General features: G+C 38.4%; 10 protein-coding genes and 1 pseudogene. 10 read left to right on the top strand and 1 reads right to left on the bottom strand.

Annotation, left to right across the window (positions count from 1 at the left end; genetic code table 11):
• The first annotated feature begins 42 nt into the window (after nucleotides 1-42).
• The 5 genes and pseudogenes from KHA93_RS13875 to pyrG all read left to right on the top strand — a co-directional run bounded on the left by KHA93_RS13875 (nucleotide 43) and on the right by pyrG (nucleotide 9,019).
• A complete protein-coding gene (locus tag KHA93_RS13875; RefSeq protein WP_233711163.1) occupies nucleotides 43-675 on the top strand; it encodes a TetR/AcrR family transcriptional regulator in 633 nt (210 codons plus the stop codon).
• A 10-nt stretch (nucleotides 676-685) separates the two neighbouring features.
• The gene (gene icmF, locus KHA93_RS13870) at nucleotides 686-3,922 is read left to right on the top strand and encodes a fused isobutyryl-CoA mutase/GTPase IcmF (protein ID WP_213111269.1); all 3,237 of its coding nucleotides are present in this window, start codon (nucleotides 686-688) and stop codon (nucleotides 3,920-3,922) included.
• A 383-nt stretch (nucleotides 3,923-4,305) separates the two neighbouring features.
• The gene (gene rpoE, locus KHA93_RS13865) at nucleotides 4,306-4,893 is read left to right on the top strand and encodes a DNA-directed RNA polymerase subunit delta (RefSeq protein ID WP_349772297.1); all 588 of its coding nucleotides are present in this window, start codon (nucleotides 4,306-4,308) and stop codon (nucleotides 4,891-4,893) included.
• 729 nt (nucleotides 4,894-5,622) lie between these two features.
• Entirely contained in the window at nucleotides 5,623-7,131 is a 1,509-nt protein-coding gene (locus KHA93_RS13860) for a DUF1846 domain-containing protein (protein ID WP_213111267.1), read from the top strand.
• A 292-nt stretch (nucleotides 7,132-7,423) separates the two neighbouring features.
• Nucleotides 7,424-9,019 (top strand): annotated as a pseudogene (gene pyrG, locus KHA93_RS13855) (CTP synthase).
• Between the two features lie 426 nt (nucleotides 9,020-9,445).
• Here pyrG and KHA93_RS13850 read toward each other — a convergent pair.
• Nucleotides 9,446-9,967: a DUF2529 domain-containing protein gene (locus tag KHA93_RS13850; RefSeq protein ID WP_213111266.1), complete on the bottom strand. Its 522-nt coding sequence runs from the start codon at nucleotides 9,965-9,967 to the stop codon at nucleotides 9,446-9,448.
• A 357-nt stretch (nucleotides 9,968-10,324) separates the two neighbouring features.
• Here KHA93_RS13850 and KHA93_RS13845 point away from each other — a divergent pair, with 357 nt between their 5' ends.
• From KHA93_RS13845 to rpmE, 5 genes are all read left to right on the top strand, one after another.
• Nucleotides 10,325-10,699 (top strand): response regulator, encoded by a 375-nt coding sequence (locus KHA93_RS13845; protein ID WP_213111265.1) that lies wholly within the window; start codon nucleotides 10,325-10,327, stop codon nucleotides 10,697-10,699.
• Between the two features lie 168 nt (nucleotides 10,700-10,867).
• Nucleotides 10,868-11,731 (top strand): class II fructose-1,6-bisphosphate aldolase, encoded by an 864-nt coding sequence (gene fba, locus KHA93_RS13840; RefSeq protein WP_213111264.1) that lies wholly within the window; start codon nucleotides 10,868-10,870, stop codon nucleotides 11,729-11,731.
• Between the two features lie 487 nt (nucleotides 11,732-12,218).
• Nucleotides 12,219-13,505 carry a UDP-N-acetylglucosamine 1-carboxyvinyltransferase gene (gene murA, locus KHA93_RS13835; protein WP_213111263.1) on the top strand — a complete coding sequence of 429 codons (1,287 nt, stop codon included), beginning with the start codon at nucleotides 12,219-12,221 and terminating at the stop codon, nucleotides 13,503-13,505.
• 384 nt (nucleotides 13,506-13,889) lie between these two features.
• Nucleotides 13,890-15,176 carry a transcription termination factor Rho gene (gene rho, locus KHA93_RS13830; protein WP_213111262.1) on the top strand — a complete coding sequence of 429 codons (1,287 nt, stop codon included), beginning with the start codon at nucleotides 13,890-13,892 and terminating at the stop codon, nucleotides 15,174-15,176.
• A 168-nt stretch (nucleotides 15,177-15,344) separates the two neighbouring features.
• Complete coding sequence (gene rpmE, locus KHA93_RS13825; protein WP_213111261.1) at nucleotides 15,345-15,545, top strand: 50S ribosomal protein L31; 201 nt, start codon at nucleotides 15,345-15,347, stop codon at nucleotides 15,543-15,545.
• Nucleotides 15,546-15,829: the final 284 nt, after the last annotated feature.

The following is a 15,829-nucleotide window of genomic DNA, read 5'->3' as shown; positions in this document are numbered from 1 at the left end:
TGAATCTAGCACATTCAAAATAGAAAGTGGGTGAAAGCGGAATTGGAGCAGAAACGAGAGGTTCATGCATCCGTAAAAGACGAAAACCTTATTAAAAAACGTCGTGATCAAATGATTCACGGGGCGGTCTCACTTTTTAAAGAGAAGGGCTTCCATCGAACAACAACAAGAGAAATTGCCAAAGCGTCAGGGTTCAGTATTGGAACATTATATGAATATATCAGAACGAAAGAAGATGTTCTCTATCTTGTTTGCGACAGTATTTACGATGAGGTGAGCAAACGATTAAGCAGCATCGACCTCGGCCAAGGAACGCTTGAAAGTCTTAAACTTGGAATCAGACATTATTTTAAGCTAATCGACGATATGCAGGATGAAGTGCTCGTCATGTACCAAGAGGCGAAGGCACTTTCTCAAGAAGCGATTCCCTATGTTTTGAAAAAAGAGCTGGAAATGGTCTCGATGTTTGAACGATTGATCAATCGTTGTGTGGAAAATGGCGAGTTAGATATTGGAAAAGAACATCAACATTTACTCGCGCATAATATCTTTGTTCAAGGGCAAATGTGGGGATTCCGACGTTGGGCTTTTAAAAAAAATTATTCTATCGAGGACTATATTACGCTTCAAATCGACTTACTATTTTCGGGGATTAAAGGCTACCAAACGAAATAGGAGGGGTAACGTGACGACTGATGTTTACAGACCGAAGAATCATATCCGATTCATAACAGCATCCAGTTTATTCGACGGCCATGATGCCTCCATCAATATTATGAGGAGAATTTTACAGGCGAGTGGTGCAGAAGTGATCCACCTCGGTCATAATCGTTCTGTCGAAGAAGTGGTCAATGCAGCGATACAAGAGGATGTACAAGGGATTGCTATTTCTTCTTATCAAGGTGGCCATGTTGAATATTTTAAATATATGCATGATTTACTTGTTGAAAAAGGTACTCAACATATCAGAATTTATGGCGGTGGAGGCGGAGTCATCATTCCACGTGAAATAAAGGAACTTCACGATTATGGGATCGCAAGGATTTTTTCTCCTGAGGACGGGCGTACCCACGGTCTACAAGGCATGATCAATATAATGCTTAAGGAATGTGATACGGAAACACCCATTCCAATGCTGGAAAGTGAAGTTGAAAAACTGATCGATGGTAATATGCAAGCAGCCGCTAAACTTATTACCGTTATTGAAAACAATAAAGAAGCTCTCACGAATATATTTGAAAATATAAAGCCAGGAAATGCTCCTGTACTTGGAATTACAGGTACGGGCGGAGCAGGAAAAAGCTCACTCACAGATGAAATCATCCGTCGTTTTGTAAATGAGTTTCCGGACAAAAAAGTCGCGATTCTATCCGTAGATCCGACAAAACAAAAAACAGGTGGAGCACTTTTGGGTGATCGAATCAGAATGAACGCCATCTTTTCACCAAATGTTTATATGAGAAGCTTAGCAACCCGTGGTTCTAGAAGTGAGGTTTCCAATGCGATCCAGGATGCCGTTCATATCGTGAAAGCGGCCGGGGTAGACCTTGTTATTGTTGAAACGAGTGGGATTGGTCAAGGGGATGCGGAAATAATTAATGTTAGCGACATTTCAATGTACGTCATGACAAGTGAATTTGGAGCTCCTTCACAGCTTGAAAAAATCGACATGATTGATTATGCCGATCTTATTGTCATTAATAAATTTGAGCGAAAAGGTTCAGAGGATGCTAGAAATCAGGTTCGAAAGCAATACCAGCGTAGCCATATATTATTTGATCATCAACTCGAAACGATGCCTGTGTACGGTACAATCGCTAGCCAATTTAACGACCCAGGTACGAATGCTTTGTTTGCAGCATTGATTGAAAAGATAAATGAAAAAACCGGTTCGAAATGGAATTTTTCCAGAAAGCCGATAGAAGTTAGTGAAAAAAGGGACGTAATCATACCGATTAATCGTCAATATTATTTGCGTGAAATTGTCGAATCCGTCCGCAATTATCACAAACAATCGGAAGAGCAAGTAAAACTAGCGCGCAAGCTGTTTCAGCTTGAAGGAGCGATTGTAGCGACAAAAGAGAGTGAAGTGACCCCTAATGTAATAGAGGAACTTATAAATGTAAAAGAAACAACAAAAGCTCAACTTACTCCGACTTCAATTAAAATTCTAGAAGAGTGGGAGACAACAAAAGAAAAATACGCAGCCGATCGGTTCACCACTATCATTCGCAATCGTGAAATCACAACCGAGTTAAAAGTTCATACATTGTCTGGACTTTCTATACCAAAAGTCTCCCTTCCGAAATTCGAAGACTACGGAGAAATATTAAGATTTGTGTATAAGGAAAATGTTCCGGGGGCGTTCCCTTTTACTGCAGGTGTATTTCCTTTTAAACGTCAAGGAGAAGATCCGAAACGACAATTTGCAGGGGAAGGAACTCCTGAACGAACAAATCGCCGTTTTCATTTTTTATCGAAAGATGATGAAGCAAAGCGATTGAGCACTGCTTTTGACTCCGTTACTTTGTATGGGGAAGATCCGGATTATCGGCCGGATATTTATGGAAAAGTAGGGGAAAGTGGCGTCAGTATTTGTACACTGGATGATATGAATAAACTGTATGCAGGCTTCGATCTCTGCTCACCAACAACGTCTGTATCGATGACGATCAATGGGCCAGCACCGATTATATTAGCGATGTTTTTAAATACAGCCATTGTCCAGCAAGCCGAAATGAAATCGAAAGAACTAGGCAGAACGATTACAGACGAAGAATATGAAAAAGTAAAGGCTCGAACTTTAGAAACAGTTAGAGGAACGGTACAGGCTGATATTTTAAAAGAAGATCAAGGACAGAATACATGTATTTTTTCAACCGAATTTGCTTTGCGCATGATGGGGGACATCCAGCAATATTTTATTGATCATAAGATCCGGAATTACTATTCCGTTTCGATTTCTGGCTACCATATTGCAGAAGCAGGGGCTAATCCGATATCAAAGTTGGCATTTACCCTTGCTAATGGCTTCACGTATTTGGAGTATTATTTGAGTCGAGGAATGAATATTAATGATTTTGCTCCGAATCTTTCATTCTTTTTTTCAAACGGTTTAGACCCCGAATATACAGTAATTGGCAGAGTGGCAAGACGAATTTGGGCGTCGGTTATGCGTAATAAATATGGAGGGGATGAACGTAGTCAAAAGTTGAAATATCATATTCAAACATCTGGGCGGTCTCTGCATGCTCAAGAAATCGATTTTAACGACATCCGTACAACATTACAAGCGTTGATGGCCCTCCAGGACAATTGTAATTCTCTTCATACAAATGCGTACGATGAGGCGATAACGACTCCGACTGAAGAGTCAGTCCGTCGCGCTATGGCAATACAAATGATCATAACGAAAGAGCATGGCTTATCAAAAAATGAAAATCCTCTTCAAGGTTCTTTTATCATTGAAGAACTGACGGATTTGGTTGAAGAAGCCGTTTTACAAGAGTTTGAGCGACTAAACGACCGTGGTGGAGTATTAGGCTCTATGGAAACTCAGTATCAGCGCGGGAAAATTCAAGAAGAATCCATGTATTACGAAATGCTAAAGCATTCAGGAAAACTACCAATCATTGGAGTCAATACGTATTTGAATCCGAATCCACCGACAGAAGAAGAAATGAACGACATCCAACTTGCCCGTGCGTCAAAAGAAGAAAAAGAAACGCAAATTCGAAACTTAACATCGTTCCAACATAAACATAAAGATAAGGTGGAGCAGGCACTTGCCAGATTAAAAGAAACGGCCATTACTGGAGGAAATATATTTGCAGAACTAATGGAAACAACAAAAGTGGCTAGTCTTGGACAAATTACAAATGCCCTTTATGCAGTCGGCGGCAAGTACCGTAGGAATATGTAAAAGGACAGTGTGGGTGAATGATCCCTCACAAGTCTAAACCTTGAAATTACACAATGAGTTCATAAACCCTTCAACAAATCTAATGTTTTGTAAAGGTAGTACAATCCCAAGTAAAAGAAGTAAATTTACTTGAAACAATAAGTTTTCTATTCAAAATTTCTATGTTTTTTCTTTAGTTGAAGGATGAATATATAAAAACATTTAATAATTGGCAAAAACAGTGGCATAAATGAAAACAATTTGTTTATAATGGTGAGTATGGATTTTTAGTTTATGGACTTATCATTTTTAAACTAGGCATATTATGTCTAGCTCTAGCGCTTATTATTTTACGATAATAAGTAAATAAAGCGCATATTATTTAGTAATTAGAGTGAAGGGATGTGCGGTTTTTGAATTTATTGCAATTGTCCAAAGAAGAATTAAAAGAAATGTCTTTCATTGAAATTGCTCAACATATTTTTGAAGAGAAAAGAGAAGCAATTTTATTTAAAGATCTCGTAGAAGAAATTGCAAATTATCTTGAACTGACAGAACAAGAGAAAATTCAGCGGATGCTACAATTTTATACAGATTTGAATGTGGATGGCCGCTTTTTAACACTTGGAGAGAATCGTTGGGGTTTACGTGAGTGGTATCCGATTGATCAGATCGATGAGGAAATTATCGCTCCTGTAAAAACGAAGAAGAAGAAAAAGGCTAAAGCGGCATTGGATGATGATTTGGATCTTGAAGATGAAGATCTTGAATATGATCTCGATGAAGACGAAGATTTCGATGATACTGATGATGATCTAGATGATGAAGATGAGAGTCTTGAAGCATTGCGTGAAGAAGAAGAAGAAGAAGAAGACTTCGAAGATGATGAAATAATAGAAGATGATTATGAAATAGAAGAAGAAGAGGAAGATCTTGATTTAGATGATGAAGATGAAGACCTCGAAGAAGAAGAGGATGAGGAAGAAGAATAATCCTCTTGACTTACATTCCGTGAGTATGTAGAATTTTATTTGGGCTCCTTGAAAAAGGACTGAAGAATAATGATTTCACGCTCCCTTACTTTTGTAGTGGGGGCTTTTTTTATTTTTTTCTTAGGAATCTACAAATTGAGGAATCATATGAAATGTCAAAATAACCCGTATAATAATTATACGGGGGTGCGATTATCCAATGGTTTTTCGTTCAAAGGTAGATGTGTTTGAATTTATTACGGAACTAAAAAAACGATGCCTTAACATTGAGGTACAAGTATAAAATTTTGAGATGCCTTTTTACAAAGGGCATTTTTTATGGACTTCTTAACATAATCAAAATAAGCCACGATTTTACAACTATGTTTATGTGACCAAAGGGGGGTAATTAGTCATGTATCTTTGCTTTACTAACGCTGGCGTGTTAATCGGCTAAGATGAATCCCGAGTATTGCCATCATTAGCTGGGTCATCGTTTTTTACATCTCATTACAACTGTTTTTCAAGAACTTTTGAAAAAGTATATTAAAAATGCAATCAAAATGATTTGACTATCTGAGGTGAAAATATGGCTTTAATAGCCAATATAGATGTAATGTTAGCAAAGAGGAAAATGAGTTTCCGATAAAGATACTAATAAAGAGTTCTTTCGTGCAAAGAGGGAACTATAGTGTATCATACATAAGATGGAGAATTTGTTATTCACATTCGAAAGTGAGCGGAAGAAAGATGAAAAAAGTTGGATTTGATTCAGAGAAATACTTGAAAGAACAATCTTCCTATATCCTTGAACGGGTACAACACTATGATAAGCTTTACTTGGAGTTCGGCGGCAAATTGATCGGCGACAAACATGCCAAGCGTGTTTTGCCGGGATTTGATGAAGATGCAAAGTTGAAGTTGTTGGCAACACTGAAGGAAAAAGCGGAGATCATTATCTGTGTGTATGCAAGTGACATTGAACGGAACAAAATACGCGAAGATTATGGCATTACTTATGACCAAGATGTTTTGCGCTTGATCGATGAATATCGCGGATACGGCATATCTGTTAACAGTGTCTTGATTACACGTTACCAAGAGCAACCGAATGCCAAAGTATTCATGGCGAAGCTGGAACGGAACGGTATCAACGTTTACACTCATCGCGCGATTGAAGGTTATCCGACGAATGTGGAAGCGATCCTCGGCGAGGAAGGATTTGCAAAGAACCCTTATATTGAAACGTCAAAGCCGATCATAGTGGTAACAGGGCCAGGTCCGGCAAGCGGAAAACTCGCGACTTGTTTAAACCAAATGTACCACGAACATGAACTAGGAAACAAAATAGGCTACGCAAAGTTTGAAACTTTTCCCGTTTGGAACTTACCATTGAAGCATCCGGTGAATATTGCTTATGAAGCCGCTACTGTGGATTTAAAAGACGTAAATATGATCGACAACTACCACTATGAAGCTTATGGAGAAGTGGCGGTCAATTACAATCGCGATATCGAAACGTTCCCAGTCATCAAACGGATTATTGAAAAAATCACGGGTAAAGAATCTGTTTATCAATCGCCGACCGATATGGGTGTCAATCGCCTTAAGTCGGGTATTATAGATGATCAAGTCGTACGGGAAGCTGCAAAGCAAGAAATCATTCGGCGCAGTTTCGCTGTAGAAAACGACTATAAAAAAGGATTGGCAGATGAAGATACTCTTCGGCGTATGCAAGTGATTTTGGAAGAAATCGACTTGAAAAAAGAAGATCGGGTACCCGTATTGCCAGCACGCGACTATGCAATCACGGTGCAGGATAGGATCGGCAGCACGAATCTTCAGGCAGTGATTGCGATCGAACTGCCAAACGGCGAGATCATTACTGGTCGAACCACAAAACTAATGGATGCTTCGGCAGCGGCGATTCTGAATGGGTTGAAGTTATTGGCTAATGTAGCGGATGAAATTGATCTTTTAGCACCGATGATTTTGCAAACCATCCAGCGTTTAAAAACCGATGATCTAAACAGTAGAGTACCGACATTAAGTGCAAACGAATTGTTGATTGCATTGGCAATCAGTGCGGTCACCAATCCTACTGCTCAGCTCGCTTATCAGCAACTGCCGAATTTAAAAACCGCACAAGCTCATTCTACGGTCATTTTGAACACAGAAAACGAACAGACCCTGAAAAAACTTGGCATCGATATCACCAATGACCCGGTATACCCGACAGAGAATCTGTATTATAATTAATTAATAATTGAGAGAACAACAACTTGTCACTTCCTAATCGGATTATCCCCGGAATTTAGGGAGTGGCAAGTTTTTTCTTATAACCCCTTTTAAATCAAGGAATTATTAACTTTTTACTATATAGGTTTTGACAATACGTATAGAAATCAGGGGGAAGATAGAGTCGCTGGGTTTTGTGGCATTAGAAAAGCATCTCCTTCTGTTGATACATTGATCATACTAAGAGGTGCCAACGTAAAGATATGCGTTGTTTGATTAGGGGCTTACTAATGTCATAAAGGAGGAAATAGTAGTGTCAAAATATATTTTCGTAACCGGCGGAGTTGTATCATCTTTAGGAAAAGGAATTACAGCTGCATCGCTCGGCAGGTTGCTAAAAAACCGCGGATTAAGGTTACTATCCAAAAATTCGATCCGTATCTTAACGTAGATCCCGGAACGATGAGCCCTTACCAGCATGGGGAAGTTTTCGTTACAGATGATGGTGCTGAGACCGATCTAGATTTAGGGCATTACGAGCGCTTTATAGATATTAATTTAAATAAATATAGTAACGTGACAACTGGAAAAATATATTCAGAAGTCATCAAAAAAGAACGTCGCGGCGATTATCTTGGCGGCACGGTTCAAGTCATTCCTCATATTACGAATGAAATTAAAGATCGCATCTTTCGTGCTGCGGAAAAAACAAAAGCCGATGTCGTCATTACAGAAATTGGCGGTACGGTTGGGGATATTGAATCTCTACCATTTTTAGAAGCAATTAGGCAAATGAAAAATGATGTTGGCCGTAAAAATGTCATGTACATTCATTGTACCCTCGTTCCTTATTTAAAGGCTGCGGGAGAAATGAAAACAAAGCCAACACAACATAGTGTGAAAGAACTTCATAGTCTAGGTATTCAGCCGAATGTCATTGTCGTTCGTACGGAAATGCCAATTTCTCAAGAAATGAAGGACAAGGGCCTTATTCTGTGATATTGATAAAGAAGCCGTTATTGAAGCTGCTGATGCAAGTACATTGTATTCCATTCCACTTTCATTACAAGATCAAAAGCTAGATCAACTTGTATGTGAGCATTTGAAACTCGACTGCCGCGAAGCAGATATGACGGAGTGGAAACAGCTTGTTGAAAAAGTGCAAGGTCTTTCTAAAACAACAAAGATTGCACTTGTTGGTAAATATGTTGAATTGCAGGACGCTTATATTTCTGTAGTTGAAGCATTAAAGCATGCAGGATATGCATTTGACTCAGACATAGAAATTAAATGGCTTAATGCTGAACTTATTTCTGAAGAAAATACAAAAGCTGAGCTTGGCGATGTTAATGGCATTCTTGTTCCTGGAGGTTTTGGGGACAGAGGAATAGAAGGTAAAATTGCAGCTATAAAATATGCACGTGAAAATAAGATTCCTTTCCTTGGAATCTGCTTAGGAATGCAACTTGCTTCTGTTGAATATGCTAGAAATGTTCTAAGTTTAGAAACAGCAAATTCTTCTGAAATTAATCCTGAAACACCATATCCAATCATCGACCTTTTACCTAACCAAGAAGGAGTCGAGGATCTTGGCGGAACATTGCGTTTAGGACTATATCCTTGTAAGCTTCAACCTGGTACGAAAGCATATGAGGCTTATCAAGAAGATTTAGTAGAAGAACGCCATCGCCATCGTTATGAGTTTAATAATGAATATCGTGAACAGATGGAAGCAGAAGGCTTTATTTTCTCAGGAACTAGTCCAGATGGACGATTAGTGGAAATCATTGAACTTGCCGATCATCCTTGGTTCGTTGCCTGCCAATTCCATCCAGAATTTACTTCACGTCCAACGCGCCCACATCCACTTTTCTACGGGTTCATTGAAGCATCTTTGAATAAAAAGTAATTTTATGCGTTGAAAAATATAACGCTTTGTCTGTTGAACATATGTATAACCAATAATTTGAATGGGCCGGTATACTTTGATACCGGTCCTTTTTGTATAGTGGATCAATAATGTTATGCACGGAAATGGTGGATCCTACTATTTTTCAAAAAATAGCTGAGATCTTGATATAAGGAAGTATAACTCTTACTTTAATGGAATTATTAATAAGTTTCATAGATATCATTGATAATGAATTGTAAGAAACGTATCAGTACTTATGTAAGTTTGGGCCAATTGATCAGGAATTGTGACAAACGAGGGGGGGCCTTGCGTAATTCGAACTTAATCGAGCAGCAATTATGACCAAATGAGGGAGTTTTTAAGGGAAGGACGAGCAATCGGGAAACCGGCATCGTCCTCCTTTTCTTCTTAAGAGCTAATAACTTATTCATATTCCTCTAAAATATCTTCTATCGAAAACTTCAATGAAAAATAAATATAAAGTGCTGCCATTAAGGAAGGGAACCCAACACGACTACCATCTTCGGTTGGAAGTAGTGGCTTAACTATATACGTTGGAATAAAAACATCTGCCAAATCGGCTAAGCTTCTACCTTCCGACTTATTTTCACCAGCGATCGCAACGAACGGTATGTTTTTTTCTATAAGATTTTCACCAATTGAGATTGCTTCTATATCATCCGCAAAACGTGTGATCAATAATACTCTATCAGCGTTCGTTAATGTATCCACTGATTCCAAACGCAATGCGCTTTTTAAAGGTTCTGCTCCATCTATTGCTTCTGCCAAAATACCTTCCATTTCCTTAAAACCTTTTATAAAAATGGCACCTTCTCCAACAGGAGCTTGTGCCAATAATCGAGCACCATCTTCTATATTAAATTCTTCTTTTTCAAATATTCGTTTGAACAAACCCGCTAACTGGGTCGTAAACATTTTCTGCATGTTATCCACTCCTCTTTACTATTATACTTTTACATTTGTTTTTATTAAAGCTCACTAAAGTTCACTACTGATTTTCCACTATGTTGTTTAGAGCTGAAGGCGTAGTCTCATATGGAAAAAACGTGTCAATTGGAGCTAATGTACCACTAGTAAAAAGGAGAACCTTGATGCAAATCAACATAAACATTAAATTATGTCAAATAAGATTGTTTTTTATAGGAAGGACAATAAGGGTGTGATGGAGAATACATTAGTTGTTGTTTTGTATTCTCCGAGAAAACATTTAACTAAATCCATCTAAATGCTCTATTAATTTTTTGGAATGTTCGTTATAATGAAAGCAAAGAGGGGGATAAAATGAAGGAGAAAATTTTGATTGTCGATGACCAATTTGGAATTCGTATTTTATTGAATGAAATTTTACAAAAAGAAGGCTATCAAGTTTTCCAAGCAGCAAATGGGTTACAAGCTCTTGCTATTACCAAAAAACATACCCTTGATCTTGTTTTACTTGATATGAAAATACCTGGGATGGATGGATTAGAAATACTGCAGCAAATGAAAAAAATAAAACCAGACATTCGTGTCATTATTATGACTGCATATGGAGAACTAGAAAAAATCGAAGCGGCAAAGAAATTAGGAGCCTTAGCACATTTTACAAAACCGTTTGACATTGTTGAACTTCGTCAAACTATTAAAACATACATACCTTTAAAATTAGACACATAGTAATAAAATTTTTTATATTTCAATTTCCTCTGACAAAAATCATTTTCATAGTTGGTAAACAATTGATGAATTTGATATGATGAAAATGAAAAATATCTCTGTCCTTGCCTGAGGAAGGGATTAATCATGCACATCAGTGCGCAGTTTAACTCAGAGGAGGAAAAAAGAATGCCTTTAGTTTCCATGACCGAAATGCTTAATAAAGCGAAGGAAGGAAAATACGCGGTAGGTCAATTTAACTTAAATAATCTTGAATTTACACAAGCGATCATACTAGCGGCAGAAGAAGAAAAATCTCCTGTTATACTAGGTGTATCAGAAGGTGCTGCACGCTATATGGGTGGTTTCAAGTTTGTCGTTAAAATGGTCGAAACCCTTATGGAGGAATATGGTACAACCGTTCCTGTAGCCATCCATTTAGACCATGGATCAAGCTTTGAAGCTTGTGCAAAAGCAATTTATGCTGGCTTCACATCTGTCATGATTGATGGATCTCATTATCCACTTGAAGAGAACATTGAATTGACGAAGAAAGTAGTCGAGCTTGCACATATGTTCGGTGTTTCTGTTGAAGCTGAACTTGGCAGAATCGGTGGTCAAGAAGATGATTTGTCAGTTGACGATGCTGATGCAGCTTATGCAATTCCAGAAGAGTGTGATCGACTCGTTCGTGAAACGAAAGTAGATTGCTTCGCTCCTGCTTTAGGTTCAGTTCACGGTCCTTATAAAGGTGAACCTAACCTAGGATTTGATCGTATGGAAGAAGTCATGAATTTAACTGGAGTACCACTTGTTCTTCATGGCGGAACAGGCATTCCAACAAAAGACATCCAACGTGCGATTTCACTTGGAACAGCGAAAATTAATGTAAATACTGAAAACCAAATTGCTTCTGCAGCACGTGTTCGTGAAGTGTTAGCAGCAGATCCAGATATGTATGATCCACGTAAATATTTGGGACCTGCACGCGATGCCATTAAAGAAACGGTAAAAGGCAAAATGCGTGAATTTGGTTCATCTGAAAAGGCATAATTAAGAAAAGCGAATGCGTCTTGCCCATCGACGTACAAACTTCAGGGCCATCGACTGAGATAAAGGAAACACGATGAGTCCGATAGGACGAATCGATGTAGACTTACGCAAAAGAGAGGGGCAAGAAGTTTGCTAGTCGATAGGTGCTGAAGCTGGACAGCAAAAGTCAAAGTTTACATATTATGACTTATAAGGACTTAGTGTCTTTTTGCTTTGATGACGAAACCGTCCATGTTTAATGGACGGTTTCTATACAATTAGAAGGATTTCCAAGTTGATATCATATTGTCATACCGGAGACCAAGTAAACATCCCCCATTTTTATTACCGCACTTGCAATAAATCCATATTATTCGATAATATTGTTAATAACTTACTTTATTTCTACATGTTTATGTTAAATTCGTATATAATACATGTAAAATATCGATTTTTTTAAAAATATGATTTGGAATATGTACCCAAAGAGTTGGAAAGGAAGACTAAAATGGAAAAGCTAAAAATAGCAGGTGGATATCCGTTAAAAGGGACAATTAAAGTGAGTGGGGCAAAAAATAGCGCCGTTGCACTAATCCCTGCTACGATATTAGCTGAATCACCTGTGACGATAGAAGGCCTTCCGGATATTTCAGATGTTCATACATTAAAAGGACTCCTAGAAGAAATAGGAGGAGAGGTCACTTTTCAAGATGGAGAAATGACTGTTGATCCCAGTAAAATGATTTCCATGCCGCTTCCAAATGGTAAAGTTAAGAAACTTAGAGCTTCTTATTATTTAATGGGAGCCATGCTTGGACGTTTTAAAAAAGCAGTGATTGGTCTTCCGGGTGGATGTCATTTAGGCCCACGACCAATTGATCAACATATTAAAGGGTTTGAAGCTTTAGGGGCAACCGTGACGAATGAACAAGGAGCCATATATCTCCGTGCAGACGAACTTAGGGGCTCTAGAATTTATTTAGATGTCGTCAGTGTAGGCGCTACGATTAATATTATGCTAGCAGCAGTGAGGGCAAAAGGCCGTACCATCATTGAAAATGCAGCTAAAGAGCCTGAAATCATTGATGTTGCTACATTATTAACCAATATGGGAGCTAAAATCAAAGGTGCTGGAACCGATGTAATCCGTATCGATGGGGTTGATCGTTTGGACGGGTGCCGTCACACGATCATTCCAGATCGAATTGAAGCAGGTACATTTATGATTCTTGGTGCAGCAGCTGGAGAAGGAATATTAATTGATAATGTTATTCCGCATCACCTTGAATCACTAACTGCTAAACTGCGTGAAATGGGAGTGCCGGTTGAGACAGGGGACGATCAGATTTTTATCGGAAAAAATACTGATTTCAAACCGATAGATATTAAAACACTTGTTTACCCTGGATTTCCGACAGACTTGCAGCAGCCGTTTACCGTACTGTTGACAAAGGCAGAGGGTTCATCGATTGTAACAGATACAATCTATTCCGCGCGCTTTAAACATATAGATGAATTACGGAGAATGAATGCTAACATTAAAGTGGAAGGCAGTTCCGCTATCGTAAATGGACCATCGAATTTACAAGGTGCCAAAGTAAAAGCTTCTGATTTGCGAGCGGGTGCGGCTCTTGTAATTGCAGGATTGCTTGCAGAAGGGATAACAGAAGTAGCGGGACTTGAGCATATTGATCGAGGATACAGTGATTTAGTTGAGAAGTTAAATGGACTTGGGGCAACCATCTGGCGTGAAAAAATGACAGAGGAAGAAATGGAACAATTAAAAAGTTCTTAATAAAGTTTTAAAGGAGAGTCTAAAAAAGCTAGACTCTCCTTTGCAAGTACTACCATTTCCATGTAAAATAGGCATATGGATGAGGCCATATTTCCTCAACCTCTTCATACTCTTCGAATGTTTTACTGTAAGTATTATTATTTTCCTCCTAATCAATGTTTTTTCAACGAGAGTTTTTTCTACCTAAGGTATGTATAGATTCCTTTTTCCGGTGAATAACGATCTTGATCTTATTTTATGTATTATTGTGAATATTATTTTTATGAAGTATGTTTTTTTGTCTAGCCCTGGTAGTCCTTTGAGATTAAATAGCCATAGTCAAAAATAGGACTCAGGTGCTTGTACTTTTATCTTTAGATCAAATTTAAAAAGAGTGGTGTCGAAATGGCTGAATTAACAATTTCACTATTGGAAGATATGAAACTTAAAGAATTGTATGAGCTAGCCCGTGAATATAAGGTTTCATATTACAGCAAATTGACTAAGAAAGAATTGATATTTGCGATCCTCAAAGTCAGGGCAGAACGTGAAGGGTACTTCTTCATGGAAGGCGTTCTGGAAATCATTCAATCAGAGGGGTTTGGTTTTTTAAGACCGATTAACTATTCGGCAAGTTCAGAGGATATTTATATTTCCGCTTCGCAAATCCGTCGTTTTGATTTACGTAATGGGGATAAAGTATCGGGGAAAGTAAGACCGCCAAAAGAAAACGAACGTTATTTCGGTTTATTGCATGTAGAAGCAGTCAATGGCGACGATCCTGAAAGTGCAAAAGAACGGGTTCACTTTCCTGCTTTAACACCTCTCTATCCTGACCGCCAAATTAAGCTTGAGACAACACCAACGAATCTATCAACTAGAATCATGGATTTAATTTCACCGGTCGGATTCGGGCAACGTGGATTGATTGTTGCACCTCCAAAAGCTGGGAAAACAATGCTTTTAAAATCAATTGCAAATTCAATTACGACGAATCATCCGGAAGCGGAATTGATCGTTCTATTAATTGATGAGCGTCCTGAGGAAGTTACAGACATCGAGCGCTCAGTCAATGCAGAGGTTGTTAGCTCTACGTTTGATGAAGTACCAGAAAATCATATAAAAGTAGCTGAACTTGTTTTAGAACGAGCGATGCGATTAGTGGAGCATAAACGCGATGTCGTCATTTTGATGGATAGTATTACTAGACTTGCCCGCGCTTATAACTTAGTAATTCCACCGAGTGGACGAACACTATCAGGTGGTATCGATCCTGCAGCATTTCACCGTCCGAAGCGATTTTTCGGAGCAGCTAGAAATATCGAAGAAGGCGGCAGTTTAACGATTTTAGCTACAGCTCTTGTCGACACAGGTTCTCGTATGGATGATGTGATTTACGAGGAGTTTAAAGGAACCGGAAACCTCGAGCTTCACCTTGACCGTTCGCTTGCAGAAAGAAGAATTTTCCCTGCAATCGATATTAGGCGTTCCGGAACAAGAAAAGAGGAGCTACTTATTCCGAGAGAACAGCTTGAAAAGCTTTGGAAGCTTCGTAAGGTCATGTCGGACTCCCCGGACTTTGCAGAGAAATTTTTACGAAAGCTCCGTCAATCCAAAACGAACGAAGATTTTTTCAGTATGTTGGCAGCTGCGGAAGCAAAAGGAAATACGAATGGAAAAACAATTCTCTAAGAGGATGTTCAAAAACTATAAGGCTTAATTTTTTCATATTGAAATATTGCATTTTGAATAAGCACTTGTTATAATGAAAAATGTATTTTTGAAGTAAAATATGCAAAAAGCATCACGATAGATAACTCTGTTTCAGCAAATGATTCAGGGCATAAGGAGATGAAAGTAATGAAAGCAGGAATTCATCCAGAATATAAAAAAGTAATGGTTAAATGTGCTTGTGGAAATGAATTTGAGAGCGGATCTGTAAAAGATAAGGTAAGCGTTGAAATTTGCTCAGAATGCCACCCATTCTACACAGGACGTCAAAAATTCGCATCTGCGGATGGCCGCGTTGACCGCTTTAATAAAAAATACGGTCTTAAGTAATAAACCGAAAAAAACGGGCAAGAATTGCTTGCCTGTTTTTTTATTGCCTGAAATGGGACAAAATGATACGATAAGGTTATTTTTCATAATAAAGACATCCAGAATAAGGGAATTTATTAGTCGCATGAGTAGTCACGAATGACATATTTCCTGCATAAGTGGATTCAATTGCCGCATATGTTATGATAATTCTCTTTTAAAAAGTTTCGATTGTCGTATGAGTGTTGGACTCTCGGTTAAACACACTTTCACTCGTATAAAGTGGCCATACTCTCGTATAAAAG

The sequence above is a fragment of the Lederbergia citrisecunda genome (genome assembly GCF_018343695.1).
Classification (GTDB): domain Bacteria; phylum Bacillota; class Bacilli; order Bacillales; family Bacillaceae_C; genus Lederbergia; species Lederbergia citrisecunda.
Note: the sequence above shows the minus strand (reverse complement) of the source record. Positions and strands in the feature narration are given on the sequence as shown.

Bases quoted from the DNA above. Each gene is read 5' to 3' on its own strand.
- KHA93_RS13860 (WP_213111267.1), top strand. From the start codon at position 5,623: ATGAAAAAAGTTGGATTTGATTCAGAGAAATACTTGAAAGAACAATCT.
- KHA93_RS13850 (WP_213111266.1), bottom strand. From the start codon at position 9,967: ATGCAGAAAATGTTTACGACCCAGTTAGCGGGTTTGTTCAAACGAATA.
- KHA93_RS13845 (WP_213111265.1), top strand. From the start codon at position 10,325: ATGAAGGAGAAAATTTTGATTGTCGATGACCAATTTGGAATTCGTATT.
- fba (WP_213111264.1), top strand. From the start codon at position 10,868: ATGCCTTTAGTTTCCATGACCGAAATGCTTAATAAAGCGAAGGAAGGA.
- murA (WP_213111263.1), top strand. From the start codon at position 12,219: ATGGAAAAGCTAAAAATAGCAGGTGGATATCCGTTAAAAGGGACAATT.
- rho (WP_213111262.1), top strand. From the start codon at position 13,890: ATGGCTGAATTAACAATTTCACTATTGGAAGATATGAAACTTAAAGAA.
- rpmE (WP_213111261.1), top strand. From the start codon at position 15,345: ATGAAAGCAGGAATTCATCCAGAATATAAAAAAGTAATGGTTAAATGT.